The 26,328-nt window shown below is 38.3% G+C and carries 29 protein-coding genes; 14 read left to right on the forward strand and 15 right to left on the reverse strand.

Features of this window, described 5'->3' with window-relative positions; translation table 11 throughout:
- Positions 1-6: 6 nt before the first annotated feature.
- Both HDE70_RS07345 and HDE70_RS07350 read left to right on the forward strand, forming a co-directional pair.
- A complete protein-coding gene (locus HDE70_RS07345; protein ID WP_183869884.1) occupies positions 7-720 on the forward strand; it encodes a head GIN domain-containing protein in 714 nt (237 codons plus the stop codon).
- Positions 721-747: 27 nt separating this feature from the next.
- Positions 748-1,476 (forward strand): (Fe-S)-binding protein, encoded by a 729-nt coding sequence (locus HDE70_RS07350; protein ID WP_183869885.1) that lies wholly within the window; start codon positions 748-750, stop codon positions 1,474-1,476.
- Positions 1,477-1,521: 45 nt separating this feature from the next.
- Here the strand turns inward: HDE70_RS07350 and HDE70_RS07355 are convergent, their stop codons facing one another.
- Entirely contained in the window at positions 1,522-2,847 is a 1,326-nt protein-coding gene (locus tag HDE70_RS07355) for an esterase/lipase family protein (RefSeq protein ID WP_183889076.1), read from the reverse strand.
- Positions 2,848-3,001: 154 nt separating this feature from the next.
- On the opposite strand from HDE70_RS07355, the gene HDE70_RS07360 reads away from it, so the two are divergent.
- The 6 genes from HDE70_RS07360 to HDE70_RS07385 all read left to right on the forward strand — a co-directional run bounded on the left by HDE70_RS07360 (position 3,002) and on the right by HDE70_RS07385 (position 10,094).
- Positions 3,002-3,814: a hypothetical protein gene (locus HDE70_RS07360; RefSeq protein ID WP_183869887.1), complete on the forward strand. Its 813-nt coding sequence runs from the start codon at positions 3,002-3,004 to the stop codon at positions 3,812-3,814.
- Between the two features lie 268 nt (positions 3,815-4,082).
- The gene (locus HDE70_RS07365; RefSeq protein ID WP_183869888.1) at positions 4,083-4,325 is read left to right on the forward strand and encodes a thioredoxin family protein; all 243 of its coding nucleotides are present in this window, start codon (positions 4,083-4,085) and stop codon (positions 4,323-4,325) included.
- 22 nt (positions 4,326-4,347) lie between these two features.
- Positions 4,348-4,710 (forward strand): class Ib ribonucleoside-diphosphate reductase assembly flavoprotein NrdI, encoded by a 363-nt coding sequence (gene nrdI, locus HDE70_RS07370; RefSeq protein ID WP_260160099.1) that lies wholly within the window; start codon positions 4,348-4,350, stop codon positions 4,708-4,710.
- A 5-nt stretch (positions 4,711-4,715) separates the two neighbouring features.
- The gene (nrdE, locus tag HDE70_RS07375; protein WP_183869890.1) at positions 4,716-6,806 is read left to right on the forward strand and encodes a class 1b ribonucleoside-diphosphate reductase subunit alpha; all 2,091 of its coding nucleotides are present in this window, start codon (positions 4,716-4,718) and stop codon (positions 6,804-6,806) included.
- 41 nt (positions 6,807-6,847) lie between these two features.
- Entirely contained in the window at positions 6,848-7,831 is a 984-nt protein-coding gene (gene nrdF, locus HDE70_RS07380; RefSeq protein WP_183889078.1) for a class 1b ribonucleoside-diphosphate reductase subunit beta, read from the forward strand.
- Positions 7,832-8,081: 250 nt separating this feature from the next.
- Positions 8,082-10,094, forward strand: coding sequence for a sensor histidine kinase (locus HDE70_RS07385; protein ID WP_183889080.1), 2,013 nt, complete (start codon positions 8,082-8,084; stop codon positions 10,092-10,094).
- Positions 10,095-10,391: 297 nt separating this feature from the next.
- On the opposite strand, the gene HDE70_RS07390 is transcribed toward HDE70_RS07385, so the two are convergent.
- Positions 10,392-10,643: a hypothetical protein gene (locus tag HDE70_RS07390; RefSeq protein WP_183869893.1), complete on the reverse strand. Its 252-nt coding sequence runs from the start codon at positions 10,641-10,643 to the stop codon at positions 10,392-10,394.
- A gap of 185 nt (positions 10,644-10,828) precedes the next feature.
- Here HDE70_RS07390 and HDE70_RS07395 point away from each other — a divergent pair, with 185 nt between their 5' ends.
- Positions 10,829-11,305, forward strand: coding sequence for a GAF domain-containing protein (locus tag HDE70_RS07395; protein ID WP_183869894.1), 477 nt, complete (start codon positions 10,829-10,831; stop codon positions 11,303-11,305).
- 197 nt (positions 11,306-11,502) lie between these two features.
- The gene (locus HDE70_RS07400; RefSeq protein WP_183869895.1) at positions 11,503-12,180 is read left to right on the forward strand and encodes a class I SAM-dependent methyltransferase; all 678 of its coding nucleotides are present in this window, start codon (positions 11,503-11,505) and stop codon (positions 12,178-12,180) included.
- On the opposite strand, the gene HDE70_RS07405 is transcribed toward HDE70_RS07400, so the two are convergent.
- The 3 genes from HDE70_RS07405 to HDE70_RS07415 all read right to left on the reverse strand — a co-directional run bounded on the left by HDE70_RS07405 (position 12,177) and on the right by HDE70_RS07415 (position 14,315).
- On the reverse strand, positions 12,177-12,533 hold the full coding sequence (locus HDE70_RS07405; RefSeq protein WP_183889082.1) for a glyoxalase superfamily protein: 357 nt from the start codon (positions 12,531-12,533) through the stop codon (positions 12,177-12,179). The genes HDE70_RS07400 and HDE70_RS07405 overlap by 4 nt on opposite strands.
- Positions 12,534-12,676: 143 nt before the next feature.
- Positions 12,677-13,255: a GDP-mannose pyrophosphatase NudK gene (gene nudK, locus HDE70_RS07410; RefSeq protein ID WP_183869897.1), complete on the reverse strand. Its 579-nt coding sequence runs from the start codon at positions 13,253-13,255 to the stop codon at positions 12,677-12,679.
- A gap of 106 nt (positions 13,256-13,361) precedes the next feature.
- The gene (locus HDE70_RS07415; protein ID WP_183869898.1) at positions 13,362-14,315 is read right to left on the reverse strand and encodes a phytanoyl-CoA dioxygenase family protein; all 954 of its coding nucleotides are present in this window, start codon (positions 14,313-14,315) and stop codon (positions 13,362-13,364) included.
- A gap of 155 nt (positions 14,316-14,470) precedes the next feature.
- On the opposite strand from HDE70_RS07415, the gene HDE70_RS07420 reads away from it, so the two are divergent.
- Together HDE70_RS07420 and HDE70_RS07425 are read left to right on the forward strand one after the other, a co-directional pair.
- On the forward strand, positions 14,471-15,328 hold the full coding sequence (locus HDE70_RS07420; RefSeq protein ID WP_183889084.1) for an AraC family transcriptional regulator: 858 nt from the start codon (positions 14,471-14,473) through the stop codon (positions 15,326-15,328).
- Positions 15,329-15,463: 135 nt separating this feature from the next.
- Positions 15,464-16,381, forward strand: coding sequence for a DUF6268 family outer membrane beta-barrel protein (locus tag HDE70_RS07425; protein WP_183889086.1), 918 nt, complete (start codon positions 15,464-15,466; stop codon positions 16,379-16,381).
- Positions 16,382-16,439: 58 nt separating this feature from the next.
- Here HDE70_RS07425 and HDE70_RS07430 read toward each other — a convergent pair whose 3' ends face one another.
- The 4 genes from HDE70_RS07430 to HDE70_RS07445 form a co-directional block, all read right to left on the reverse strand.
- On the reverse strand, positions 16,440-17,180 hold the full coding sequence (locus HDE70_RS07430; protein ID WP_183889088.1) for a LytR/AlgR family response regulator transcription factor: 741 nt from the start codon (positions 17,178-17,180) through the stop codon (positions 16,440-16,442).
- Positions 17,181-17,182: 2 nt separating this feature from the next.
- The gene (locus HDE70_RS07435) at positions 17,183-18,241 is read right to left on the reverse strand and encodes a sensor histidine kinase (RefSeq protein WP_183889090.1); all 1,059 of its coding nucleotides are present in this window, start codon (positions 18,239-18,241) and stop codon (positions 17,183-17,185) included.
- Between the two features lie 109 nt (positions 18,242-18,350).
- Positions 18,351-18,959: a porin family protein gene (locus tag HDE70_RS07440; protein ID WP_183869903.1), complete on the reverse strand. Its 609-nt coding sequence runs from the start codon at positions 18,957-18,959 to the stop codon at positions 18,351-18,353.
- 117 nt (positions 18,960-19,076) lie between these two features.
- Positions 19,077-19,700: a Vat family streptogramin A O-acetyltransferase gene (locus HDE70_RS07445; protein WP_221270760.1), complete on the reverse strand. Its 624-nt coding sequence runs from the start codon at positions 19,698-19,700 to the stop codon at positions 19,077-19,079.
- Between the two features lie 128 nt (positions 19,701-19,828).
- Here HDE70_RS07445 and HDE70_RS07450 point away from each other — a divergent pair, with 128 nt between their 5' ends.
- Positions 19,829-20,419 (forward strand): Crp/Fnr family transcriptional regulator, encoded by a 591-nt coding sequence (locus HDE70_RS07450; RefSeq protein ID WP_183869904.1) that lies wholly within the window; start codon positions 19,829-19,831, stop codon positions 20,417-20,419.
- A gap of 77 nt (positions 20,420-20,496) precedes the next feature.
- Positions 20,497-21,516 (forward strand): NAD-dependent epimerase/dehydratase family protein, encoded by a 1,020-nt coding sequence (locus HDE70_RS07455; RefSeq protein ID WP_183889092.1) that lies wholly within the window; start codon positions 20,497-20,499, stop codon positions 21,514-21,516.
- A 13-nt stretch (positions 21,517-21,529) separates the two neighbouring features.
- Here the strand turns inward: HDE70_RS07455 and HDE70_RS07460 are convergent, their stop codons facing one another.
- The 6 genes from HDE70_RS07460 to HDE70_RS07485 all read right to left on the reverse strand — a co-directional run bounded on the left by HDE70_RS07460 (position 21,530) and on the right by HDE70_RS07485 (position 26,270).
- Positions 21,530-22,240 (reverse strand): hypothetical protein, encoded by a 711-nt coding sequence (locus HDE70_RS07460; protein WP_183889094.1) that lies wholly within the window; start codon positions 22,238-22,240, stop codon positions 21,530-21,532.
- A 113-nt stretch (positions 22,241-22,353) separates the two neighbouring features.
- Entirely contained in the window at positions 22,354-23,355 is a 1,002-nt protein-coding gene (locus tag HDE70_RS07465; RefSeq protein ID WP_183889096.1) for an aldo/keto reductase, read from the reverse strand.
- 100 nt (positions 23,356-23,455) lie between these two features.
- Entirely contained in the window at positions 23,456-24,364 is a 909-nt protein-coding gene (locus HDE70_RS07470) for a helix-turn-helix domain-containing protein (protein ID WP_183869908.1), read from the reverse strand.
- Positions 24,365-24,407: 43 nt separating this feature from the next.
- Positions 24,408-25,010 carry an ExbD/TolR family protein gene (locus HDE70_RS07475; RefSeq protein ID WP_183889098.1) on the reverse strand — a complete coding sequence of 201 codons (603 nt, stop codon included), beginning with the start codon at positions 25,008-25,010 and terminating at the stop codon, positions 24,408-24,410.
- Between the two features lie 45 nt (positions 25,011-25,055).
- Positions 25,056-25,637 (reverse strand): NAD(P)H-dependent oxidoreductase, encoded by a 582-nt coding sequence (locus HDE70_RS07480; RefSeq protein WP_183889100.1) that lies wholly within the window; start codon positions 25,635-25,637, stop codon positions 25,056-25,058.
- A gap of 66 nt (positions 25,638-25,703) precedes the next feature.
- Positions 25,704-26,270: a Crp/Fnr family transcriptional regulator gene (locus HDE70_RS07485; RefSeq protein WP_183889102.1), complete on the reverse strand. Its 567-nt coding sequence runs from the start codon at positions 26,268-26,270 to the stop codon at positions 25,704-25,706.
- Between the last annotated feature and the right edge of the window lie 58 nt (positions 26,271-26,328).

Here is a 26,328-nt window from a genome sequence, read left to right on the forward strand (position 1 = left end):
AAAATTATGATGAAGAAATTATTCCTATTTAGCTTAGCTCTACCGTTACTTTTTACAGCATGTAAAACTAAATGTGTAGAAGATTCGGGTCTGCACTCCAGTAAAGAATTTACAGTGAAGCCTTACAATGAAATTGTAGTAAGCGGGCCTATCAAATTACTGATGCGCCAGGATAGTAGTTTTAAAGTGAATATACAGGCAGATTCTAATGTTATCGGGCTTATTAAAGCTGAAGTGAATAAAAATGGATTGGTTATTGAACTTGATCCGAAAAAATATTGCGGAAAAGATTCTATTATCGTGAGTGCCGGAATTGGAGAGCTTAAAACGCTTGAAGCAAAAGGAGCCAGCCATATTTATACTTCATCCCGTATCAATGTAAATGACCTTGATGTTAAATCATCTGGTGCAACAACGATCAACCTGGAATTGAATGCTGGTAAGCTCACTACCACTACTGATGGTGAGGCGCATATCAACCTGATCGGACAGGCAGGTGTACACCAGGTAAAGAGTAAAGGGGTAATACAAATGAACGCATTTGATTTTATTACAGGTATTTACAGCCTTGATGTTGAAGGAGTAGGTAAGCTGAATATTAATGTACTGAATGAGCTTAAAGCGAAAACTTCGGGCGCTACGACAATCTATTATAAAGGAAATCCTAAAAAAGTAGATGAAAATAAATCTGGCGTCGCTAAACTGGAAAAAGTAAACTAGTACACCGTACGATCCTAATATTTATTAATGAAAGTAGAATTATTTATCCCCTGTTTTGTCGATCAGTTATATCCTGAAACAGCTTTTAGTACTGTTAAACTTTTAGAAAAGGCAGGTTGTGAGGTGAGTTATAATCCTGGACAAACCTGCTGCGGGCAACCAGCTTACAATGCTGGTTATTGGGAAGAGGCAAAAGATACCGGTACAAAGTTTTTGAACGACTTTTCAGGCGCTAATTATATCGTAGCTCCTTCTGCTTCGTGCGTTGGAATGGTGAAAAATGGGTTTAACGATCTTTTTACCAATTCTAATGTCCATAATAAATGCAGAACACTGCAAGGAAATATTTTTGAACTTTCTGATTTCCTGATTAATGTACTTAAAAAGGATTACTTTGGCGCAGAGCTGGAAGGTAAAGCTGTTTATCATGATTCATGTAGCGGTTTAAGAGAGTGTAAAATCAAAGAAGAACCACGTTTACTGCTGGAAAAAGTTCATGGACTGGAAATGATGGAAATGAAAGATACCGACATGTGCTGTGGCTTTGGCGGTACCTTTGCCGTTAAATTTGATGCGATTTCTACTGCTATGGCAGAACAGAAAGTAAACAACGCCCTTGATCAGGATGCAGATTATATTATTTCTACTGATTTATCATGCCTGATGCACTTGCAGGGCTATATCGATAAAAATCAACTCCCTATTAAAACCATGCATCTTGCCGACGTACTAGCAAACGGATGGCTTGAATATTAATTCTTTTAAGCTGCAAATCGTCAGATTTGCAGCTTAAAAGAAACTTTACAAAGAAGTAATCAGCCTTGCAAGGTTGCGGTAAAAAGGTTTCACATCGATGAGTGTACCTATCCCGATAATAGCTGCATGATCGTAGCCATGGTATATACCCAGGTGATTCCAGACTCCCTTTTGCAACATCGCATTGGCATTATATTCTCTGATGATTCCATTGGAAGGGCCATTTTCTCCATAAACGTTTACAATTCCGTCATTAGGCCACCACTTGCTGTCAAAATTGGTTTTTCCAGGCTCATTGCTTAAATAGTTGCCCATGGACAAGGCGAGAGGATATAAAACAGGAAAAGTGAATGGACTGGGATATTCACGGCCGGTCAGAATTCCAGGGCTTGTGCAGCTGGTGGTCACAGAAAAATAGTAAACATCTTTGGAATCAAGATCAATCTGATTCCGCTCCTGAGAGAGTGCAGGTGATAAATCATAAGGCGCACTGTCTTTGGTTGTCCATAACCGGCTTTGTTTGACCTGGTCATAGTAAGTGAAAAAGTTAGTTGTCTTAGGGTTTCTTTCCAATCCCCACTGATCCAGATCAAAGTCATAAAGGCTATTGCTTCCAAATCCACCTGCTAATGAAGCTACGCTATTTAAAGCATCCAGCATAAAAGTGGAACTGCCTACTCCAAAAATATTGGTTAATGAAGTGCCATTGTGCGGAGTGCTTATAGAAACGGCAGATTTTATCCATCCTCTTTTATTTCCGGCAAATAAGGAGCTTGATCCGGCATCGCCTTGTTCCTGGGTATCGCCTTTTTCTAATAAAGTGATTAGTTTTCTGATCGTTGTCCCGCCCATACTATGACCTATCAGGCTGATTGGATGTTTTTCATCCCATTGCGGATAAACTCCTTTATAGCGACGCGTTACCTGCTGTTTATGGCCAAATTTACTGCTGTGTAGCATGCCATAGTCAGGAGTGCCTCCTTTAATGTAGTAATAGAGTTCTATGGCGCGATCCCAATTACTGCTTATTGGCCCAACCGAAGCAGCATAGGCTACATAGCCCTGGTTATTCAGGTCTTTTACTACATCGGTAAGCCCACCCCAGTAATGAAATGCGCTAAAGGCTTCATCAGGACCGAATCCAAGGAACCCATGTACAAAGATGACAGGTACCTGCGTATTTGCTGATAAGGCTAACGAAGCTGGCAAATTGATAGCTTTTGCCATCGGGGTGGTGGATAACTCTTTAACCTGCTCTTTTTCTGTTAAATTTGATGAGGCTGAAGTGGGTTGTTCCTGTGTTTTTTTACAGGATACGGCAATCAGCAAAAACATGCCGGCTGCGGTCATTGTTAATAATCCGTTTTTCATACATTGATTTGGTTAGTAAATGTTATTTGTCGTTTTTCATACTGAATCTACTGAAAATTAAAGAGTTATTGTCTTTGGTGCATCGTTTCAGCTTTAACTTTTTTTAACATTTCAAAACTATATTTAGCACTGTTTTTGCAGAACCAAGGCAGATATGAGACGACTATTTATGGTGATCATCAGCCTGATTATATTTTCGATCCGGGTGGATGCACAACCTGAAAAATCAGGAACAATACTATTTGAAAGTACTTTTGACCCGGCAGTGCTGACTGCCGCAAATGGCATAAAACTCAGTAGTGAGGCTATTGCAAGGATGCCAAAAAGTTCGGTAAACAATTTTGAATTGAAGTTTGATCAGCTCCATGCCAGTTATAAGCAGCAGGAGAGTTCCAATAGCAGCACGCAAAGGGGAGGGCGTTATAATGGGCTGGGTGTTTTTGGTGGTGGCTTTAGCAGGGATTATTATTATGATTTCCAGTCGAACCGGCTGATTCAGGCTTTTGATTTAAATGACACGCTTTTTTTGATGCAGGATAAAATGGGTTTACTGCCGGAAATGAAGTTTGGAACCGGACAGATTGTACCTGTAATTGAATATATTAAAGCTGATGAAGTGAAACAGATACTAGGATTTAACTGCCACAAAGTGATTGCCAGAACTACGGTTAAGCATAAAATTATGGGGGTGGAAAAAGAAATCACTGAAGAGCTTACCTTGTGGTATACCAATGAGTTAGGTTTTGATTTTTCTCCAAATCCAGTATTGTGGACAGCAGGTGCAGTGCTTGCCATTGAAAGTAAAGGAACGCATATCCAGGCTAAAAGTATTCAATATAAAGATATCAGGGCCGAAGATATTGATTTACCAAAGACTGGTGTCCTGATTAGTCAGGAACAACTCCATATCAAATTAGATTTGCGCAGAAAACTGACACGTCTTTCCAGAAATGGATCATGGAATTGATAACTTTCAACACTCACTTGTAATTTACAAAGATGAATTGATTTTGATCAAATAAATCGCAATACTCTTCCTGCTAGTGAATTGCAAAAAAACGTTTACAAAGTTTAACTAATTTAATTGGTTTTTCAGTAAATAATCAGTCATAATTATTACTCTCTTTTCCACCAGTGTTGATAACATTTAGAATCTGTCTAAGCAGAATTTTGCATTTTTGAGCTCCGCTAAAATAGGTCGGCAAGAGGGCTGATTTACATAAAAACCTTCAAAAATGAGCACAAAAAGAATAATCAAATTCGAAAAAGACGATTGCAGTCCATGCAATATGGTTTCAGAATATCTTGATAGAAAAGGTGTTATCTATGAAACTATTAATCCTTTCAACCAGCCAGAACTGGCCATGCAGTTCCGGGTGCGTTCAGTACCTACAGTAATTTTATTAGAACAAGAGCAGGAGTTGTCCCGCGTAATAGGTTTTAAGCCGGATGAATTGTCTGTGCTGGTAGCAGTTTAAATTTCAACTCAATACAATGCCGATGACCTGGATTTATTATGATAGTAAAACGGGTAATGTGGAGCGATTTGTAAACCGTTTGAAGTTACACCGTGACTGGACAATTCAAAAGATAGATGAGGCATTTAAGCCCTTACATGAAGGACACCTGATTACGTATACGACAGGATTCGGAGAAGTTCCGGTTTCTACTTTACGTTTTCTGGATGAAAACAGCAGTATGATCAAATCTGTCTCTTCCAGTGGAAACAAAAACTGGGGTCCCAATTACGCTAAGGCAGCTACGAGAATTTCAGATCAGTTTAAATTACCCATCCTGATGCAGTTTGAGCTTTCAGGAACAATGGCAGATATCCAAAAATTTATAGAAAAAATAGAGGGCTAAATGATATGGTAACGAAAAAGTGGATCTTATTAAATAATGAGATCATGATTAAAAATGATGACGAGTTCAGCCTTCATAAAGATAAAGAAGCTGTTCGTTCCTATTTTTTGGATTATGTAAACAAAAACACAGTCTTCTTTTATACTTTGAAAGAGAAGATAGATTACCTGATAGAGCAGGAATATTACGTTGATTTTTATCAATGGTATACTTTTGAACAAATGGAAGAGGTTTATGACCTGGTCTATGCGAAAAAATTCAGGTTCCAGTCTTTCATGAGTGCATTTAAATTCTTTCAGAGTTATGCCCTGAGAGATGACAGCGGAGAGAAATTCCTGGAGCGCTATGAAGACCGCGTTGTTGCGGTATCTCTGTTTTTAGCAAGAGGAGACGTTGCTGAAGCTAAATCTTATGCAGAAATGCTGATTAATCAGGAGTATCAGCCGGCAACACCAACATTTTTGAATTCAGGCAAGAAACGCTCCGGTGAATTGGTTTCCTGTTTTCTGGATGAAATAGGTGATAACCTGAATGGTATCGGTTATGCTATAGATTCTGCGATGAAATTATCTTCAATTGGTGGCGGCGTATCCTTCAATTTATCGAAGATCCGTGCCAGAGGAGAATCCATTAAAGACGTTGAAGGTCGTGCAGGAGGTGTCTTGCCGATTATGAAAATACTGGAAGATACTTTCTCTTATGCCAATCAATTAGGACAGCGTCCGGGAGCAGGAGCAGTTTATCTGAATGTTTTCCACACAGATATTGAAGAGTTCCTGGATTGTAAAAAGATCAATGTCGATGAAAAAGTAAGGATTAAATCACTATCAATTGGTGTGGTTGTTCCGGACAAATTCATGGAACTTGCTGAAAAAGACGAAGCCTGTTACTTATTCCATCCGCATACGGTATTGAAACAATACGGTAAATATCTGGATGAGATGGATATGGATGAAATGTACGAAGAGCTCGTAACCAATCCGCTGGTTAAAAAGAAAAAGATTAACGCACGTCACCTGATGGTGAAAATTGCGCAAACCCAAAAAGAAAGTGGTTATCCTTACCTGTTCTTTAAAGGAAATGCAAACAGGGGGCATGCCCTGAAAGATCTTGGAAATGTTAAATTCTCCAATCTGTGTACCGAAATCATGCAGATCTCTGAGGTTTCGGATATAGAGATTTACGGTAAAGAAGATAAAATCCGCTATGGTATTTCCTGTAACCTGGGTTCTTTGAATATTGCGACGGTAATGGACAACAAAAGGATTAAAGAGGCTGTTAAAACAGCTATGAGATCACTTACTGTAGTTTCAGATCTGACCAATATCGCTATGGTACCTTCTGTACAGAAAGCGAATAAAGAACTGCATAGTGTTGGTTTGGGTGCGATGAACTTACATGGCTTCCTGGCTAAAAACTTCATTATGTATGAAAGTAAAGAGGCACTTGATTTCTGTAATGTCTTTTTTATGATGGTTAATTTTTACTCTATCCAGAGCTCCATGGAGATTGCGAAAGAGAAAAATGAAACTTTTGTAGGATTTGAAGCTTCGGAATATGCAAATGGAAACTACTTTGCTTCTTATGTTGCTCAGGATATTGTTCCTTTGAATGCTAAAATTGCAGCTTTATTTGAAGGGATGGCTATTCCTTCGGCAGCAGACTGGACTGATTTAATGAATCAGGTGAAGCAGCATGGTTTATACCACGCTTACAGGCTTGCTATAGCTCCTAATCAATCTACTTCGTACATTATGAATGCAACGGCATCAGTAATGCCTGTAGTGGACGTAATTGAGGTCAGAGAGTATGGTGACAGTACAACTTATTATCCTATGCCTTATCTGGATAATGATAACTATTTCTTCTACAAGTCAGCTTATGATATGGATCAGAAGAACGTGCTGCGGTTAATCTCAGTTATTCAAAAACATGTGGATCAGGGGATTTCAACTATTCTGCATACCAATACCAAAGATAGTACGCGTGATATTGCAAAGTATTATATCTATGCACATAAAATGGGACTGAAGTCTCTGTACTATACCCGTACCCGTAAGGCTTCGATTGACGAATGTGTTTCTTGTTCCGTATAATCAGGTTTTTAATTAATTTATAAGATTTAAATCAGACACCAATGAGTCACTATAAAGCAGTAAACTGGAATACACCGGAAAATGATTACGCCGGCATGTTCTGGGAGCAGAACCTGCGTCAGTTCTGGATAGATACAGAATATATCCCTTCCAAAGATATCGATAGCTGGAAGTCTTTAAGTCCTGAGATTCAGGAGGCTTATAAAAAAGCATTAGGCGGTTTAACCCTGCTGGATACAATTCAGAGTCATACTGGTATGCCGAAACTACTGGATCATATCGATGGCTTACAGAATAAAGCGGTATTATCTTTCATGTGTATGATGGAAGCTATTCACGCGAAATCATACTCTACCATTTTTACTACGGTAAATAGTACGGCAGAGATTAACGAGTTATTCGAATGGGTAGAACACAACAAGCTCCTTCAATTTAAAGCAGCTACGATTGATAAATATTACAGAAATCTGGATGCGGCTAAAGTAAGCAATGAAGTATTATTTATGGGGCTTGCAGCATCAGTGTTACTGGAATCATTTTTGTTTTACAGCGGATTTTTCATGCCGTTATGGCTTGCCGGACAGGGGCAGATGGTTGCAAGTGCAGATATTATCAAAAAAATTGTTGCTGATGAATCCATTCATGGTGTGTTTGTTGGATTGCTTGCTCAGGATGTATACAAAAAGTTACCAGACCCTGAAAAGTGTAAAGCAGAGCTGGTTGACCTACTCATGGAGTTGTATGAAAATGAGTTGAAATACACAGATGAATTATACACTGAGGTTGGTTTAACTGCTGATGTAAAGGAATACGTTCGCTACAATGCAAACAAGGCAATGATGAACCTTGGATTTGAAGAGTTATTTGAGATCAAAGCAGTTAACTCTATAGTTTTAAATGGATTGAATGGTGAGACTACACAGCATGATTTCTTTTCTAAGAAATCTACAAACTATGAGAAAAGTACAGAAATTCTTTATTTAAGAGATGAAGATTTTCAAATGGATACAGATCCTGTTTTTTAAAACAGGATAAGCCTGACCCCGTTTTCAGTGCCAGCTTTTTCTATACACGATAGTTGGTTCCTTATTTCGGGGTTGGGCTTTTTTTTTGCCTCTACTTTTGATAATTACATATTATCTTGTCTTTCAGTTAATTGTGTGTTTTTGATTTAAATGTGTTTTGACTGGATGATTACTGTTGTTGCTTAAATAGCGCTAAAATTCTATTCCTGTTTAAATCTATTTACCTTATATTTGTTGGACAGATTAATTAATGCGCTCTACACTCTTTTTACTTCTTTTTCTTCTATCAGCCGCTGCTTATAGCCAGGTAATTACTGTTAACAGAGATTTACCTTATTTAAGCCTTGGCAAGTCTGTAAGTTATTTTATTGACGTTAATAGCCGGTTAACTATAGATCAGGTTGCAGAGAAGGCTAAAAGGGGTGAGTTTCTAAGATCAGATGCCGATATACTTAATTTTGGAAATTCTTCTTCCGCATTCTGGATAAAAGTCTCCTACCTGAATCAGACCCGTTATAAAGCATTTCTGGTACTCGATGTATCCAGCATAGAATCCATAGACTTTTATAAGCGTACTTCCTCAGGTTTATTTACTAAAATCCATACGGGCAGTCTTGCTCCGGAAAACCCTGAATTAATAGCAGCTAATAATTATATTTTTACTTTACCTGATGGGAACCATAGTTCTGTATTACAGGACGTTTATATGAGGCTTAAGACGGATAATATTCTCCTGGTTCCTTTAAAGATAGCGGTATCAGAACGATTGGTCGAAGGTCTTAATTCAACTGAACGTATCGAGTCGATTTATATCGGAATTCTGACTGCTCTGTTCTTCTTTAATATTTTTGTGTTTATCAGGTCAAACGACAGAGCCTATTTTTATTATAGTGTTTATATCCTTTCGTTATTTGTGTATATGGTCTGCTACTTCAGGGGCTACAGTTATTATCTGGGATATGATTTCAGAGTATTTATTAATACTTATCCCTATTTATTTCTTGGATTGGGCAGTGTTGCCGGTATCGCGTTTTCAAGCAGTTTTCTGAATCTGAAGGTTTTACTGCCACAGTCAAAACAGGTGATCAGGCTGCTTATTGGTAGCTGGATTTTTACCATGGTCCTGTGTTTGTTAGGGTATAAATCTTATTGCTCTATGCTGGTGCAGATTTTAACAGCTACATCGTCTCTGGTCATCTGGCTGCTAGGTGTTGTCGTTTATTATAAAGGTTACAAGCCGGCTCTGTATTATATAATCGCCTGGGCATTTGTTTGTTTAACTTCAGTATGGGTTGTACTGAGCTTATCTAATGTGTTTATTTATAGTGAAGTATCATTTAAGTTTGCTCCATTGGGATTTATTTTTGAACTGCTTTTATTGTCTCTTGCAATGGGAGACCGTTTAAAGGACCTGACAGCTGCAAAACTAGTTATTCAGTCCGAAAAAATGAGAATTCAGGAGGAGAACCTTTATCTGATCAGTACCCAGAATGAGCGGCTGGAAAAGATAGTAGAGTCAAGAACAAAGTCGCTGCGGAAAATGGTGAAGTCTCTGGAGGAAGCGAACACAGATAAAAGCAGGCTTTTTTCAATTATAGCCCATGATCTTCGAAGCCCTTTCAGTAGTCTGATTAGTTTGTATTCTCTGAATGATCTGGATTTGTTGTCACTCGAAGAAGTAAAAATGCTGCTGAATGATAGTCGTCAAAGCTTCGATCATATCCATAATACATTGAATAATCTTTTATATTGGGCCCAAAGTCAGTTAAAAGGTATTAATACCGCTCCATCCCGCTTTAGTATGCGGATTTTAACCAATGATCTGATGCTGGTTTATCAGCCACTTATTAAAAAGAAGAATATCACGACAGAGGTGGTAATAACTGATGAGCAGGATGTTTATGCTGATCTGAATCAGATTAACCTGGTGATGCGTAATCTCATTGATAATGCAATTAAATTTACTCCATTAGGCGGTCATATTCGTTTAAAAATGTGGGGAAACGAGAACTTTATGTATATAGATGTTTGTAATCCGGTAGCGGGTGTTCTGAATATAGATCAGCTGGCTGAAGACTCGCATTTACAGCCTTCGTACGGTACATCTAATGAACGCGGAGTAGGACTTGGGTTGCAATTGTGCCGTGACTTTGTAGAGAAGAATAATGGATTGCTGAAGGCAAGTAAAGAGGAGGGTTGCGTGGTACTTCGTTTCAGTTTACCCAAATTCAAAGCGGGTATTACTCCTGATTCAAACAAATAATCTCTTACTAATTTAATCATACTTAGTCCTTTTTTCTTAGATTAGCCAAAGACATAAAAAGCATGATTTATATGAAAACAATATTATATTTTGTGGTTTTTAGTGACAAAATATAATATTGTTGTTAATTGTAATTGTTTGTTTTTCTTTTAATTAGTGCTGTGCTGTTAAAGTTATAGTAAATATGGAAGAATAAATGATGACTATGGTGACCTTAAAAACAGGTGAAATACAAAATAATATTCTGAATAGTATTTGTCGATGCTGTATTACAGTTAGTTATGGTTCTGATATGAACTAATACTCTTGTCTTTTGTAAGCAGCTGAAAAATCCGACCGCATCGTCTTAAAACGTGCGACTACGGTAGCGATAAATGTCTCATCAAGCATTTGGAATATTTCGTTTGCTCCTCCTCCGGTCAGGTCAAGTTCAGACAATTTGTAGCTCTGTTCAAAAGTTCCCTGTTCAAATTTTACAATATATTTTTGGTTCATATTGAACAAAGTTATCTTACATTCAGGATGCGGCAGTTCGGCGATTACTCTCATAAAAGAATTAAATTAGTGTATTAAAATCCGGTGAAGTTGCAGCTAAAAAGAAACACAACCAAATAATTCGGTTAAATTTTAAAACGGCGCTGAGAATATTACCAACCCTTTACATCGATATGCAGGTGATTGTTTAATTTTAGAGTCTCATTAAACAGCATTAAAATTTAAAAGAAACCAGAATAATGGCAGAAGATCTACTGATTATAAAAACAGAAAGTAAAGAAGAACAGTACCAATCATTGATTCCGCAAATTCAAGCTTTAATAAGCGGAGAAGATGACTTGATTGCTAACCTTGCTAACATCAGTGCAGCACTGAAAGAGCAGTTCGGGTGGCTATGGGTTGGCTTTTACCTGGTTAAAGGAGAGGAGCTGGTTTTAGGTCCGTTTCAAGGCCCGGTAGCCTGTACAAGAATAAAATCCGGTAAAGGTGTGTGTGGAAGATCATGGCAGGAAGCTAAAACATTCATTGTAGAGGATGTAGATAAATTCCCGGGACATATTGCATGCAGCTCAGCTTCAAGATCAGAGATTGTATTACCCATTGTTATAGATGGGGATGTATTTGGTGTATTGGATGCAGATAGTGCTGAACTGGCTCAATTTGACGAAATAGATGAATTGTACCTGAACCAGATAATCAGCTTTATTAAGGCCTGATGAATTGTCATTTAAATGTAACAAAGATTTAATTAGTGTAGAATCATTCTAAATAGTATATCTTTGTGCTACCAAAGCAGCAAATTCATACTGTTCAGTAATATTTATTAAATCCTGGTTGCCCGTACAAAAGAGTACGGGTAATACAGGTACAAATCATAGCATTCTCCAATAATAAAACTGCTAATCTTTTACCTATGTCAGCTCACCTTAATAAACCCGATTTTAAAGAAATAGCAGGTCAGTTAAGTTGCCCAAGCGGGGATACAGGGATAAAAACTGCTGAAACGATGGCTGTTAATAATGGCCATATGATTGCGCTTACTATCGCAGCGCTGGATCCGAAATCCAATGACGTACTTTTAGAAATAGGGCCTGGAAATGGCTCGCATGTTATTTCGCTCTTAGCAGCGACCAAACATTTACTCTATTATGGGGTAGATATCTCAACATTGATGGTCCAGGAAGCCATCAGAATCAATAGCGAAGCTGTATCTTCAGGAAGAGCCGATTTCTCTTTATCAGATGGGATGCAACTAAACTTTGCAGCCGGCTTTTTTACTAAAGTATTTACTATAAATACGCTCTATTTCTGGAAAGATCCAAAAGCTTATGTCACTGAAATACGAAGAGTACTTAGGCCAGGTGGTCTGTTTAGCCTGACTTTTGCTCCGCGTGAATTCATGGAGAAACTGCCATTTACTCCGTATGGCTTTCGTTTATACAGCAGGGAAGAAGCTGAAGAATTATTGATTAGTAATGGTTTTGAGATTGAAGAAGTGCATTTTCACAAAGAAATGGTCAGGAGCAATGCTGCCGGTATGGAAGTAGAGCGTGACATTATCATTATCAATGCAATCAGATCTGCTGATTAACCATTAAAAGATAATCTGTTTCCAAAAGGATCAATCACTTCCATATAGTCCACCTGATCATTCCAGGATTGTTTTTCCAGGCCCGGTCTGTTGAACTTATAATCCTTTGCCAGCAGCAATTGATGAAAGTCTTTCAGGTTTTCAAAATCAGCAATATAAGCTCTTGCGCCAGGGGTGCAATCTCCATGATGCTCAGTTAAATGTAGTAAAATACCCTGCATTGAAACCTGCATATAAATAGGGGTACCTGTCTCTTTATGTTCCCAGTCAATCTTAAAGCCGAGCCAGTTTATGTAAAATTCTATTGCTTTATCGTAATCGAATATTCTGAAAATGGGGATAATCGTTGCCATTTTTATTGGTGTTTAATCTGTTTCATAGCAGAGGAAGCTTTTACGGCCTCCTGCTGCATTTATTTGTTAAATATAGGGTTGTAATTGGTTAAAGAAAAAAGTGTCTTTAGCGGTCAGATGTTGCGTTTTCAGCTAAGCGTTTTCTACACAATCTGGTGAAGTTTTACATATTGCAGCAACATAATTGTTTTTCCATCTTTAATTTCTCCATTGGCTACCATAGCCATTGCCTGATCAATGGAAAGTTCCAGCACTTCGATATTTTCCTGCTCATGCGCCAATCCACCACCTTCATGTATTTTCATGTCCTTAGTGTAAGCTGCAATAAAGAAATATAAGATTTCTGTCACTGAACCCGGTGACATATAGGCTTCAAATATTTTACGTACTTCAGTTACCTGATAGCCTGTTTCTTCTTCTGTTTCTCTTTTGATACAATCCTCAGCATTGTCTTTATCTAATAATCCGGCGCAGGCCTCAATCAGTAATCCGGATTCATTTCCATTGATATAAGTAGGCAATCTGAATTGCCTGGTCAGGATAACAGTTTGTTGTTCTTTGTTATACAATAAAATTACTGCGCCATTTCCACGATCGTATGCTTCTCTGTCCTGCGTCTGTACTGTACCGTCTTTCAATGAATATTGGTAAGTTATCTTTTTAAGCGTATACCAGTTATCAGAAAGTAGTTCTGTGTTTATTATCTTTATGTTATCAATCATTATATATCCTGTTATAAGCGCAAATTAGACAGAAATGGCCATATTTTGTTAATTTTCAGGAAATAATATTGACAGCTTTTAACATTGCTTTTATCGCACTCCCAGATTACCACTTTTCCAAACCCAGCAATTTTTTGCCCAGAGGGGTAAGTTCTGCAACTGGATTTTTCTTTTCACGTTCCAATGGATCACCCGGAAAAGCATAACCCTGCATTGCTTCTCTATTTTCCCAGCTGCCAATTCTCCATTGCCTCAAATCTTCATCCTCTTCCTGAGCAGGCATCATAGCAATATATTGAGCAACTCTTACTTGATCTGTACTTGTATTTGCTCTGATGCCATGAGGTTGTGAACTATTAAAAATGAGTAAATCTCCTGCTTCCAGTTTGATCTTTTCCAGTTTAAATCCTGTCGTATCTGGTTTGTAATGGTCGCGGTCTGCCGGCTGGGTCAATTTCCAGGTATCATAAGTGCGGAATAGTTCAGGAATACATTGAAAGCCTCCCATATTTTCATCTGTCTGGTCAGCTAAAGCCAATACACCCTGTACATTTTGAGGTTTTGTTTCCGGATCATAATCCCAGTGAATAAAACCTTTATACTCAAAACCCGGACGCAATGGGAAATTCAGATTTGCCCTGTCTATAGTTACCCATAACTTTTCCGTTCCCCAGATGTCGGCAAAAGCCTGGTGGACCTTTGGATACATTCTGTTATCCCATAACAGCTGGTGGTTATAGATTTCTACCATGCCAGTATTGTTTAATTCTGACATCTGCATTTGTGCATTAGGTTTTTTATACCAGCTCTCTATCACATCCGGATCTTTTCCTTCATATGCCCATAGATAATCCGCAGTCTTTTTAACCTGATCCCGAGGAACCGCATTTTTGATCACTACATATCCATTTGTAATCCAGAAATCCCAATCTTGCTCAGTCAGCAAGCGTAAGGTTTTATCCTGACTACGATCATTCAAGCGGATCCCGCTGGATTTTGCAGTAGAAGGGTTCCCAGGTATATCCTGATGCGCCATTGTATTCATTGTTTGATTTTCCATTTGATCTCTGTTTGTTAATTCAAAATTACCCGGATCCAAAGCACCGTTTCTTCTTTGTAATGATCAATATTTGCTCTGTATTGATTTAATAGGTATGTTTAAGAATCAAAAGATGATAATAGCGCATTTATTTCGATAAAAAACAAAGACATCAAATGAATGAAATACAACTGGAGAAAATAAATTTTGACGTAGGTAAGTCTTTCAAGTATTTCTCTCCGAGACTAAGAAATACGTTCTTCTGGCATTTCCATGCTGAATATGAACTTGTTTATGTGGAAGCCGATGCTGGTATCCGTCATGTTGGCTCTCACATCTCTGGTTATACGCAAAGTGACCTCGTTTTTATTGGAAGAAATCTTCCGCATCTTAATTTTGATTACAGGTTGAGGAATGATTATCATCAAATCGTAGTTCAGCTAAGAACAGATTTCCTGGGTTCAGCTATAAGTACTTCACCAGAGTTTTCGGCAATTGATCAATTGTTTAAGAAAGCAGCTTTAGGCATTGCCTTCCATAGAGAGACAAAAACTATTGCAGTTAATAAGCTAAAAGAACTGGCAGCGCTTGATTCTTTTCAGCAACTGATCGGATTAGTTGAAATCTTTCAGCTCCTGGCGCATTCAACAGAAACCGAAATATTAAATGATGAAAAGATGAGTATATCTTTCTTTTTGAAAGATAAAATAAGGATGGGAGCCATCTATGAATATATTGATATGCATTATAATCAAAAACCAGATGTCAATATTGTCGCTTCAAAAGTAAATCTGACCACTGCTGCATTTTGCCGTTATTTTAAAAAACAAACCAATATGACCTTTACAGATTTTGTGAATCAATACCGGATTGATCTGGCTAAGAATCTGTTAATGCAGGATAAAAATGTAACTGAAACCTGTTATGCAGTAGGTTTTGAAAGCTTATCTTATTTCAATAAGTTATTTAATAAAATTGTTGGACAGAACCCTTCTGCCTTTAAAAAGAACTGGTTCCAGTCTTTTTCTTCTTAAGTAACCAGTTGTCTCCTGCTAAAATTACCTTTTGTCAAAACGATAACGCAGGTCGTCAATTAGTTTTCTGTAAAAGTTTATAGCATACGTTCTTCGTGAAGATTTATAAAATCAAATCACAGCTAAAAAAGAAATATGAAAATTTTACAGTATTGCCTGATCATTATTGGACTGGGCTTAAGTTTGAAAGCCAGCGCCCAAACAGGGATTTCTGGGACGATTAAGGCAGATTACGTTCCTTTCTCTAATTACATAAGAGCAGACAGTGTTAAAACTGGTTCGACCAGTAATTTTAAACGAATGCAGTTAGGGTTCAGCATTCCTCTTTCTGTCAAAACCGATTCCTCAGGACGACCAAAAATGTGGGCTGTAAACGTAAGTGGATCTTATGCTAAAATGGAAAACCGGGATTACGGGACAAAATTATTTCCTACAGAACTATTAAATGCCCAGGTTGGATTAGTCCACATGCGCCCGATCAGCAGAACATGGTCAATTATGGCGATGGCTTCTGTAGGTGTTTATACCGACATGGAGAAAGTAACCGGTGATGATATCCTGGTGCAAGGAGGAGTACTGTTTATTAAAAACTTCAATCCCCGTCTGGCTTTAGGCTTTGGGCCGGTTGTTTCCAATACTTTTGGTGTTCCTATGGTCTTACCTGGTATCTACTTTAACTGGCTTACTGCCGGACGCTACCGTTTACATGTCAATTTCCCAGAGAATATAGAGTTCGGTGCACAGTTGAGCCCTTCTTTTGAACTTAAATCGGTTGTTGAGCTTAGTGGAATGACTGCTGAAGTAAACAGGGACGATAAATCCATGCTATTAGGTTATCTGCAAATTGTAGCGGGTTTGAGGCCGGAATTTAAGCTGGGGAAATCAGTGACACTACAATTGACAGCGGGCACGACATTAACCCGGCAATTTTCTACGACAAGCAGAAAACTGAAGGACTTCTTTAAAGCAAAAGAACAGAAAGATCCGAGTTTCTCTACCACTGCTTATGGAGCAGTTGCACTCAAATGGAACCTGAGTAAAATCAAGAAATAAGAGGTATAAAAAAACCTCTTGAAAAGAGGTGTTTAACTGTGGTCTATAGGGAATCAGTTTATCTGCTAAGCAATTTCGTATAGACCACCTCTTTTAACAGGTCTTCACGGCGATTTCTGGAAATAGGAAGTTCATTGCCATTGATGAATATCCTGCCACCAGAAACTGAATCAATGTGGCTTATATTAATCAGGTAGGACTTATGAATTCTGAAAAAGTTATCGCTGGGTAAGGTCTCCTCCAGTGAGATCATCGTTTGGTGGATGATCAGTTCACGATCTTTAAAATGGAGTTTGGCATAATTCTGCATTCCTTCGATATATAAGATATCTACCCAGGATATCTTCTGGAAGCTATCACCCTGACGTACATATAAAAAAGTATCAATTGATTGCGGATGTTTAGGTGTTATATTCATTAAATGATGTTGTCTGGCCTTTAGCGCGGCTTGATAGAATCTTTTGAAAGTGATAGGTTTCAGCAGATAATCTACAATTGAAAGTCGGTAACCTTCTAGCGCGTGCTCAGAATAAGCGGTAGTCAGGATAGTTAATGGAGGATGTTCCAAAGATTCCAGAAACTCGAGTCCGGAAAGGTAAGGCATATTGATATCAAGAAACAGCAAATCGATATTTCCCTGCTGTAAATAATTTGCTGCTTCCATAGCATTGGCACATGTGCCGGCAACTTGTAGAAAATCCAGTCTACTGCAAAAATCCATGATACTTTCTCTTGCGACAGGTTCGTCGTCAATCACCAGGCATTGTAAAGGAGCTTCATATGTAGGGTTATGTGACATATTTATTTCTTTTGGGATAGTTGGATAGTCAATGCGACTTTGAATGTATTAATTGTTTTATCTATACTCAGCTGATGCTGCTGCGGATATAAGAGGATAAGTCTTTTTCTTACATTTTCAAGGCCAAGTCCATGACTATTGCCTTGTCTGGGTTGTTGCACAGAAGCCGAATTCTCTAACGTAAAAATCAGTTCGTTACCCTGTTGGCTCAGCATTAAGGTTACATATCCTTTTTCCATAGGCAAGCGCGATACGTGCTTAAATGCGTTCTCGACAAAAGGAACCAACAAAAGAGGAACAATGTTCCTCTTTCCGTCTTTGATGTTCCAAACGCAATCTACCTTTAATTCATCTCCCCAGCGGATTTTCTCCACAGCCACCAGATCTTTCAGGTATTGTACTTCACGTTCCAATAGCACAGTTTCTCTGTTACATTCATAAAGCTGATATCTTAATATATCAGAAAATTTGACTAGCAGGACAGAAGCTAATTCCACATTTTTCTGCATCAGGATATGAATGTGGTTTAATACATTGAACATTAAATGCGGATTAATCTGATCCTGAAGTATCCTTAATTGTGCTTCGAGATGGGCTTGTTGTAAGCGTGCATGATTTTTTTCTATTTTTCCATGTTCCTGATAAAAGCGTATACCACAGGCGGTGGCGTTGATCAGTATAGCTGAAGGAATAGCGCTCCCTAATTTCAGCCAGAAGTCGCTGTAAGCAAGCATTCTTCCAACAGTATCATACTTTGTTCCATGTAAGAATAACCAGTAACATCCTACTGCTGCACCTGCAAATACTGAAGAGAGAAAGAGTGTTATAAAAAAACATTGAATGGCGAAAACTTTCATTTTTCCGGTTGCCATTGCCTTTGGCAGTAAAAAGTCACTTAAAGTATGAGCTGATATGATAGAGCTGATCATAATCACAAATGAGACAGAGGTCGCTAAGATCAGCGGGTAATCCCGGATCATTTGTGTCCAGAAAGCAATTTCCAGGATGATCCAGAAGGTGGCTACGATGAGCCAGTGTTTATTGAAAATACGGATTTTCATGGAGTTGTTATTGCGTTTTTAGCTTATAAATTAAAAAAGCTTACAGGAGCATAAGATGGCTCCTGAAGCTTTTCTGTATTTTTCAAATGGCCTAAATTAGTAAGAATTTTTAGAAGATCATGAAGCCAATGCTTGCCTGGAAGGTGAGCGGGCGGGATTTGAAATCGCTGCTCATTTTTGTTAACGAACCCTGAGCACTTAAATCAATAGTGATTTTACCCAGATCAACACCAACACCGGCAACATAACCAATATTTGATTTATCGAATTTCTTAAAGGACTCTTTGACCTCCTGTAAGATACGGGCTTTATCATTTAATATATAAGAATAAACACCACCTCCGAACACTCTGAGGTTCAGGTTCTCCGATTTTAATATTTTATAACCGATCGTTACAGGAACATCAATGCTATTCCATGAGCTTTTTCCGTTACCCAGTGTATTGGATTCTACTTTAGAAGATTTGTGCGAATACAGGAGTTCTCCTTGTACATACAATTTAGAGATGTCCACTCTTGTAAAAGCGCCAGCAGAATAACCGGCTGAATATTTGTTTTTTAGATCGCCATAATTGAGACTTAAATCGGTGAAATTTGCTCCTCCTTTTAAACCAATGTGAATAGGGGTAGCATTTTGTGATTTTGCCTGAGTAGAAATTAAAGCAAGTGCAACCATAGGGATTAGAAATAGACTTCTTTTGTTGAATTGAATTTTCATATTTATATATTTTCAACAAAAAAACAGAATCCCCACAGGGTTTAAGAAACAATTTGACCAATTGCAGTCAGGTAATGACAGCAGGTTGTTCCTGAGTGGTGTTCAGCAAATGAGAATTTATAGGAACCGTGATTTAGGGCCCGTTAATTCATGAAGATTCTCTGTGATTCTTTCAATTTTCCAGTCCCACCATTTAAGCTCTAAAAGTTCCTCTATCTTTTCCTCAGAAAATCGCTTTCTGATTTCTTTTCCAGGATTTCCTCCTACAACGGTATAAGGAGGTACGTCTTTGGTTACTGTAGTATTGGTGGCGATAATTGCACCATCTCCTATATGGACTCCGGGCATTATCGTTGCATTTGAACCAATCCAGACATCATTTCCAACAATGGTGTCTCCTTTAAAAGGGAGTTCTTCCATCTTGGGTGTAACTTTTTCCCAGCCATTGCCAAAAATATTAAAAGGATAAGCTGTGATCCCGTCCATTTTATGGTTAGCACCATTCATAATAAAGGTTACACCAGAAGCAATCATGCAGAACTTTCCGATAATCAGTTTATCTCCAATGAAATCAAAATGATACTTTACATTCCTTTCGAAATTATAAACATCCTTAAAATCATCATAATAGGTATAATCGCCAACAATTATATTAGGGCTGGTGATGATGTTCTTCAAAAAACAGAGTCTGTTATAGTGGCTTATTGGGTATTTCTCGTCTTTATCAGGTCCTTTCATCATTATATATTTTTCTTGCAGTTTAGTCCGAACTGAACTGCGGAGCGTTTGCAATCACGCTAAATTAATAGAAAAACTAATTAAATAAAAATCCTGACCTTTATCATTTCATAACCCCGTATATAAAATACATGTTTTCAGATAAATTGTACCAGCATTTGCTGGATAATGCAGCTACCCAGGTTAAATTAACAGCTACAGATACTGCACTATGCAAGCAGTACTTTGAACCTGTACTGTTTGCGAAGAATACAATTATCGAACAGGAGAACACAGTCCCAAAATACCTTTATTATGTGGTCTCGGGTTTTATCAGGCTATTTTATTACAATGAACAGGGAGATCAAGTCACCACGCATCTTAATTGTCCCCCTGGATTTATTACTGCTTACACACACTTTAATAATTGTACCAAATCTGCTGAGCACGTAGAATGTATTACTGATTGTGAATTGTTAAGAATTACCAAAGCCAACCTGGATATTATTTGTGAACAGAGCCCGGTTTTTAAAGATTACAGTATCCTTGTTTTCCAGATGGCGCTTGCCTATAATGAAACCCGTGCCCGTGAATTAGCCAGTTTAACAGCAGAACAGCGGTATGAAAAATTGATAGCTAATTATCCTGCTATTATTCACCATGTTCCTTTACGCTATATTGCTTCTTTTTTGGGAATGAAACCCGAAAGCCTGAGTCGTATCCGCAGAAAGATCGGGAGTTGATATTCTAATTAACTAACAAATGTCAAGTGTAAGCCGCCAGGTCTGTGCACAAATTTGTATTCTTAACAGATAAGAATATGATACATCAAAATTTGGCATTAGTTACAGGGGCAAACGGACATCTGGGGAATAACCTGATGAGATTACTCCTGAATAAAGGGATTCCGGTAAGAGGCTCTGTCCGTGATTTAAAAAACAACAGTTCTTTTGCTGAGCTGGATTGCGAAATGGTACAGGCGGATATCACTGATAAACAATCTTTAATATTGGCTATGCGTGACGTAGCGGTTGTTTATGCCGTTGGAGCAGCCTTTAAGTTATGGGCGAAAGATCCGGTTAAGGAAATTTATGAAGTTAATCTTCAAGGCACCAGGAATTTGATTGAAGCAGCAGCAGCGGCAGGAGTGAAGAGAATCGTTTATGTGAGTTCTATTGCCGCTTTAAACTATACATACTTACCCACTAAAGAAAGTAACGGGCAAAATCCAGATCGCAGAGATATGTATTATAACTCTAAAAACGATGGGGAGAAGTTAGCTTTCGAGCTTGCAAAGCAATATAATATAGCGTTGGTTGCAGTATTACCTTCTGCGATGATCGGGAGTGCAGCATTTGGGAAGCTGAGTGTTTCTTATCAGATCATCAAACTGATTCTGACTAAAGAAATTCCAATTGAAACCAGGATTGCCTTAAATTGGGTGGATGTAAAAGATGTAGCTGAAGGTTGTTACCTGGCGGCGATTAAAGGCAGGAGTGGAGAACGCTATATCCTGGCCAATGAAAAATGTATTTCTATCAAGCAGACTACTCAGGTTGCACAAGAACTTTTTCCGGAATTGAAAATTAAGCTTCCCGTTGAAGTACCTAAACCTATATTGTATCTGGCCGCGTGGTTGATGGAAACAGGAAGTAAACTGACTGGAAAAGCCCCATTGTTAACCACAAAAGACATCGCTATGTTCTCTGGTTTACAGCAGGATTTCGATATTTCAAAAGCAAAAACAGAACTGGGTTTTAACCCTAAAGATCCGGTTCAAACGGTTAAAGAGGCGATGTTATACCTGATGACACATCAAAACAGATTCATGAATGTTTAAAATAGTTGTGATGCTAATTCAAATCACCGTATTCAAGGTATAAAACTTTGGGATTTGAAAACCTGAAAGCTTCATGTGTCTGCTTTCTGGTTCCGGTATGTGTTGTCCATGAAAATGGTTTGCGCAAATCCTTTTCCGGAAATTCTATAGTGATATAAAGATTATCGGCCAGCGCTTTTAAGTTCTTTTTATCATGAATTTGTACCGCTATGTTTTCGTCGAAATCTGGTCTGGCGCTAATTCTATGTACTAAGAATTGTTCTTGCGCATTACCAAAAAGAAGATACCCGAGGTTTTTAGGTTTTTTACACTTTTTATCAAACTGCTTATAATAAATGAGCTGACTGATCTTCACGGTGATATTTTCCAGAAACTTTTTTCCACCTCTTTCAAAATGACCGCGATAGATATTGGCCTTGAAAGTTTTAGTGTGGTTAATCATTTCCGGAAGAACAAAAGTTTCAGGTTCAATAGTGTAGATCGGTTCATCAGGATGATTCTTTTTGTCCAGTATATATTTTGCATGATCCTCTTTTGATAATTCCAGAACGGATATAATTTGATAATCATGCGGACTATGGAACATCGGCAGGTGAGAAGCATAGATTGTTTGAGTTCCCATCAGCATCATGCCATGAGTGGATGGTTTATCCGGATAATGGACAGTTTGTGCAACTGCAAGCGTTGACAGATAAAGAAACAAAGTGGTAAAAATCAACTTCATGATTGCTCAATTTGATATCAGGCCATAAAATTAGCTAAAAATACAATGGGATGTAAGTTTAACATCCCATTGTATTTTTTAAAGTTTCTTTTCTGCGGGTATGAAATCAGAATTTAATTGTTCACTAATTTCATTGCCCCTTCACTGTAGCGTTCGCCACTCACAGGAAAACGTGTAATGAGTTCATCAATAGCTTTTAAATCAGCCGCTAATAAGTTAACATCAACAGCACCTGCATTTTCTTCCAGATATTTTCTTTTTTTAGTACCAGGAATAGGAATGATATTTTCACCCTGTGCAAGTACCCATGCGAGTGCAAGTTGTGCCGGAGTACAATTTTTATCCTGTGCTATCGCAGCGAATCCACTAATCAACTTTGCGTTATTATCCAGGTTTTCCTGCTGATAACGTGGTAATGATCTCCGGAAGTCATTGTCTGCAAGTGAATTTATGTCTAATGTGTTGGTCACCAGACCTCTTGCCAGTGGTGAGTAAGGGATCAAAGAGATGCCTAATTCTCTGACTGTGCTGAGTATCTCAGTTTCCACATCTCTGGTCAGTAAGGAATATTCACTTTGCAGTGCAGCAATAGGGTGCACTGCATGTGCTTTTCGGATAGAAGCCGGAGAAGCCTCACTTAATCCGAGGTAACGTACTTTTCCTTCTTTTACCAGTTCGGCCATTGCACCTACGGTTTCTTCGATCGGGATATTGGGATCAACACGATGTACATAATATAAATCTATAGTATCAATTTTTAATCTTTTCAGACTTTTTTCCACTGCAATTTTCATCCATGCCGGTGAACCGTCAAAATAAGTTCCGTTTGTATTGCTGGGACCAGCAACATCGTCCTGAAAGCGGAACCCGAATTTTGTCGCAATAAATATCTTATCTCTGTTAGTTGTTAATACTTTGGAGATCAGCTCTTCATTTATTCCATTACCATATACATCTGCCGTATCCCAAAAGTTCACCCCAAGATCAAGGGCTTTATGTAAAGTTGCAATACTTTCAGTATCATCACCAGGCCCGTATGCAAAACTCATTCCCATACAGCCAAGTCCTACAGTCGATAGTTTTTCTTTAGTTGTTCCTAGATTTCTATATTTCATAATGATCAGATTTGATAGCACAAAGTTAGGGTGCAGATCAGGCAGCGGGTTATACTATTCAAACAGATGATTATAATAATCAAACTGCGTTATGAATTGATCAAACTACGGCGTGCCGTACTTCAATCGGGGATATGCCGGTGTTTTTTTTGAAAAAATTGGTAAAATAAGCCGGGTATTCAAATCCAAGACCATAAGCAATTTCTGAAATATTCCAGTCTGTATGCTGAAGCAAAGCTCTGGCCTCCCTGGTTATTCTCGCTGCAATATGATCTGTTGTCGTTTTTCCTGTGTGTTCCTTTACAGAACGGTTCAAATGGTTCACATGAATAGAAAGACTCTTTGCATAGTCATTCGCGGTTCTTAGTTTTAATGACAAATGATGTGTATCGATAGGGAACTGTCTTTCCAGAAGCTCCATAAACAAAGCGGTAATCCTTGAAGACGCATTGATATGTTTCTCAAAACTCTCCGTTGGATTCATTTTCATGGCTTCATGAATAATCAGGTGGAGGTAATTCCGCAATAGACTATATCTGTGTAAATAATCTGAAGTGATTTCTTTGGTCATCTTTATAAACAGATCTGATATTTCCTTCTGCTGGATCTCGTCCAGAAAAAACACAGGATTACTGCCAATGCTGAATAAAGGAGAGTCCTGTAAAGACTCTTTGTGCTCTCCTGTCTGTATAAAGGCCTCAGTAAAGAGGCAGAACCAGCCTTCTTGCAAGGTTGATTCTGCTTCCCACGAATAAGGAATTATAGGATTGGAAAATAACAGGGCTGGCCTGTCTATATAAATCCATTTATCGGCATAATGAATTTTGCCAGTGCCAATGATTAAAGATACTTTATAAAAATCCCTTCGGCTGTAGGGGGTAACCGGCGAACAATTTGCTCTGGAGAATACGTTAAAATGACCAGTTCCTGCATTGTCCATCGTTAGCCCTAATGGGTTTGCTGAAGGTACACGTGTATAGAACTCCTGAACACTCTCAATTGATTTCATCTGTCTAATTTATAAAAATCAAACGGAAATATTCAATTAATTTTTATTCCTGATTGGTCATCAAACTAAATTTATTGATCTTTTGCTTTTGGAGAATGTCCACAATTTTCTTGATGGCCGGATATTCTTCATCCGCATCTCCTTTGATACTGACACGCATTGCGGTAGTATGTAATTCTGCAACTGCTTTTCTGGAATGAAGTACCCAGTCTGACAGTTGGTTATTTGCCGAATCGGCAGGAATTCCCGTTTCCAGCCCTGAGGACTTTCTTTTAGCTGCATCCATTCCAATAAACTTCTTCAAGCTTTGAACAGGAACGCCAAAAGAACTGATCACACTGAATCTCTTTTTCTCTTCCTGACTGAAGTCAATATGATATTGCGCTCCCATTTTTTCTAACATGGAGATTTTTACATCCTGTCCGGCGGCTTCGAAGAATACTTTTCCTTTACCGATGGTCAGTATAGCAATATCTGTTTCCGGAACTTTTAATTTATAAGTGGAGGAGGGGATTTTTACGTCTAATGGATCAGGTTGCTTAGCGACCGCGGTTAAGATGAAAAAAGTAAGCAATAAAAAGGAAACATCAGTCATGGCGGTCATATCGACTGTTAAAGCGTTGCGCTTGACTTTAATTCTAGGCATAATTCAATTAATATAAGGGTTCTGTAATCCGAAAAGAGTGGGAGATTATTTATGTTTTTCACCTAATTGATAGATCTTCGCTATCCATTGTGCTCTTTGTTTTTCGACTGAGGTTTTCATGATCCCGATATAGGTAACTGCAACCGGTTTGATACCACAAAATTCCAAAGTGCTTTTCTTTAATTGGTTTACGCTGGGATTTCCGTAAAATATCCAGTAATACCAGGCGGGCTGATCTATGGTTGTAATAATCCGGGCAGTTTTTCCAGTCAGTAATTTATCCCACCAAACAGAGTTTTCTCTGTATTGATATGCGATACCTGGCAGAAATAACCGGTCAATAAAACCTTTCATGATTGCAGGTAAACCTCCCCACCATACGGGGTGGACCCAAACCAGGTGATCTGCTTTTTTAATCTTTTCCAGGCTGGCGAGCAAATCTGGTTCTAAATCCATCCTTTTCGAATAGCCATATTGCAGGTTAGGATTGAAATTCAGTTCGCCAATATGGATAAGCTCCGCTTGTGCACCAGACTTGAGTGCACCTTGCTGATAGGCGTTTGCTAAAGCATAATTAAAACTTTCTTTATTGGGATGCCCGTTGATAATCAGAATATTCTTCTTCATTTTGTCCTGTGTTTTATAATCAGGGCAAAGGTATCGGGCTGTTTATCCTAACTACTGGACATTTGTCTAAAAAACAATCTCTTTTCTTAAACGGCTAAGATGTCTTGGAGTAATTCCAAGGTAGGAAGCAAGGTACTGTAACGGGATTTGCTGCACATAAGCCGGCTGATTTTCCAGCAGGTCCATGTACCGCTTTTTTGCTTTCTCCTTTTGGAAAAGAAATAAGCGTTTCTCCAGTTCTATATACTGCTGCTCTGCAATAATTTTGAAGAAGGTGACCCAGTTTAAGCTGGACTTTGATAGTTGATCTATGGCTGCCTTTTTTATAATCAATAATTCACAGGGAGCTACTGCCTGTATGTTTTCCAAAGTAGGAAGTGAAGTAATAAATGACGAATAGGCGGTCATTAAAGTATTAGGGAAGGTAATGCAATAAGTGATTTCTTCTCCCGATTCAGGGGTGAAAAAAGAACGTAATATCCCGCTTTTAATGAAGGCGACTTCTTTGCATGACTTTCCTTCGCTGATAAAAAATTCCCCCTTCTGAAGATTTCTTATTGTGCCAAGATGAAGGAAGTCTTCGATTTCAGCAGTTGTTAATATCCCGAAGTTTTTTAAAAAATCACTAATCATAATTTATGTGCCTGTTCTTCCTTTTGATGAAGGCCGAAAGTAGCCATATTTTATGGGT

The sequence above is a fragment of the Pedobacter cryoconitis genome (assembly GCF_014200595.1).
Taxonomy (GTDB): domain Bacteria; phylum Bacteroidota; class Bacteroidia; order Sphingobacteriales; family Sphingobacteriaceae; genus Pedobacter; species Pedobacter cryoconitis_C.

What these genes read in the sequence shown, in the direction of transcription:
- HDE70_RS07345 (WP_183869884.1), top strand. Translation starts at nt 7, where the DNA reads ATGATGAAGAAATTATTCCTATTTAGCTTAGCTCTACCGTTACTTTTT.
- HDE70_RS07350 (WP_183869885.1), top strand. Translation starts at nt 748, where the DNA reads ATGAAAGTAGAATTATTTATCCCCTGTTTTGTCGATCAGTTATATCCT.
- HDE70_RS07355 (WP_183889076.1), bottom strand. Translation starts at nt 2,847, where the DNA reads ATGAAAAACGGATTATTAACAATGACCGCAGCCGGCATGTTTTTGCTG.
- HDE70_RS07360 (WP_183869887.1), top strand. Translation starts at nt 3,002, where the DNA reads ATGAGACGACTATTTATGGTGATCATCAGCCTGATTATATTTTCGATC.
- HDE70_RS07365 (WP_183869888.1), top strand. Translation starts at nt 4,083, where the DNA reads ATGAGCACAAAAAGAATAATCAAATTCGAAAAAGACGATTGCAGTCCA.
- nrdI (WP_260160099.1), top strand. Translation starts at nt 4,348, where the DNA reads ATGACCTGGATTTATTATGATAGTAAAACGGGTAATGTGGAGCGATTT.
- nrdE (WP_183869890.1), top strand. Translation starts at nt 4,716, where the DNA reads ATGGTAACGAAAAAGTGGATCTTATTAAATAATGAGATCATGATTAAA.
- nrdF (WP_183889078.1), top strand. Translation starts at nt 6,848, where the DNA reads ATGAGTCACTATAAAGCAGTAAACTGGAATACACCGGAAAATGATTAC.
- HDE70_RS07385 (WP_183889080.1), top strand. Translation starts at nt 8,082, where the DNA reads ATGCGCTCTACACTCTTTTTACTTCTTTTTCTTCTATCAGCCGCTGCT.
- HDE70_RS07390 (WP_183869893.1), bottom strand. Translation starts at nt 10,643, where the DNA reads ATGAGAGTAATCGCCGAACTGCCGCATCCTGAATGTAAGATAACTTTG.
- HDE70_RS07395 (WP_183869894.1), top strand. Translation starts at nt 10,829, where the DNA reads ATGGCAGAAGATCTACTGATTATAAAAACAGAAAGTAAAGAAGAACAG.
- HDE70_RS07400 (WP_183869895.1), top strand. Translation starts at nt 11,503, where the DNA reads ATGTCAGCTCACCTTAATAAACCCGATTTTAAAGAAATAGCAGGTCAG.
- HDE70_RS07405 (WP_183889082.1), bottom strand. Translation starts at nt 12,533, where the DNA reads ATGGCAACGATTATCCCCATTTTCAGAATATTCGATTACGATAAAGCA.
- nudK (WP_183869897.1), bottom strand. Translation starts at nt 13,255, where the DNA reads ATGATTGATAACATAAAGATAATAAACACAGAACTACTTTCTGATAAC.
- HDE70_RS07415 (WP_183869898.1), bottom strand. Translation starts at nt 14,315, where the DNA reads ATGGAAAATCAAACAATGAATACAATGGCGCATCAGGATATACCTGGG.
- HDE70_RS07420 (WP_183889084.1), top strand. Translation starts at nt 14,471, where the DNA reads ATGAATGAAATACAACTGGAGAAAATAAATTTTGACGTAGGTAAGTCT.
- HDE70_RS07425 (WP_183889086.1), top strand. Translation starts at nt 15,464, where the DNA reads ATGAAAATTTTACAGTATTGCCTGATCATTATTGGACTGGGCTTAAGT.
- HDE70_RS07430 (WP_183889088.1), bottom strand. Translation starts at nt 17,180, where the DNA reads ATGTCACATAACCCTACATATGAAGCTCCTTTACAATGCCTGGTGATT.
- HDE70_RS07435 (WP_183889090.1), bottom strand. Translation starts at nt 18,241, where the DNA reads ATGAAAATCCGTATTTTCAATAAACACTGGCTCATCGTAGCCACCTTC.
- HDE70_RS07440 (WP_183869903.1), bottom strand. Translation starts at nt 18,959, where the DNA reads ATGAAAATTCAATTCAACAAAAGAAGTCTATTTCTAATCCCTATGGTT.
- HDE70_RS07445 (WP_221270760.1), bottom strand. Translation starts at nt 19,700, where the DNA reads ATGATGAAAGGACCTGATAAAGACGAGAAATACCCAATAAGCCACTAT.
- HDE70_RS07450 (WP_183869904.1), top strand. Translation starts at nt 19,829, where the DNA reads ATGTTTTCAGATAAATTGTACCAGCATTTGCTGGATAATGCAGCTACC.
- HDE70_RS07455 (WP_183889092.1), top strand. Translation starts at nt 20,497, where the DNA reads ATGATACATCAAAATTTGGCATTAGTTACAGGGGCAAACGGACATCTG.
- HDE70_RS07460 (WP_183889094.1), bottom strand. Translation starts at nt 22,240, where the DNA reads ATGAAGTTGATTTTTACCACTTTGTTTCTTTATCTGTCAACGCTTGCA.
- HDE70_RS07465 (WP_183889096.1), bottom strand. Translation starts at nt 23,355, where the DNA reads ATGAAATATAGAAATCTAGGAACAACTAAAGAAAAACTATCGACTGTA.
- HDE70_RS07470 (WP_183869908.1), bottom strand. Translation starts at nt 24,364, where the DNA reads ATGAAATCAATTGAGAGTGTTCAGGAGTTCTATACACGTGTACCTTCA.
- HDE70_RS07475 (WP_183889098.1), bottom strand. Translation starts at nt 25,010, where the DNA reads ATGCCTAGAATTAAAGTCAAGCGCAACGCTTTAACAGTCGATATGACC.
- HDE70_RS07480 (WP_183889100.1), bottom strand. Translation starts at nt 25,637, where the DNA reads ATGAAGAAGAATATTCTGATTATCAACGGGCATCCCAATAAAGAAAGT.
- HDE70_RS07485 (WP_183889102.1), bottom strand. Translation starts at nt 26,270, where the DNA reads ATGATTAGTGATTTTTTAAAAAACTTCGGGATATTAACAACTGCTGAA.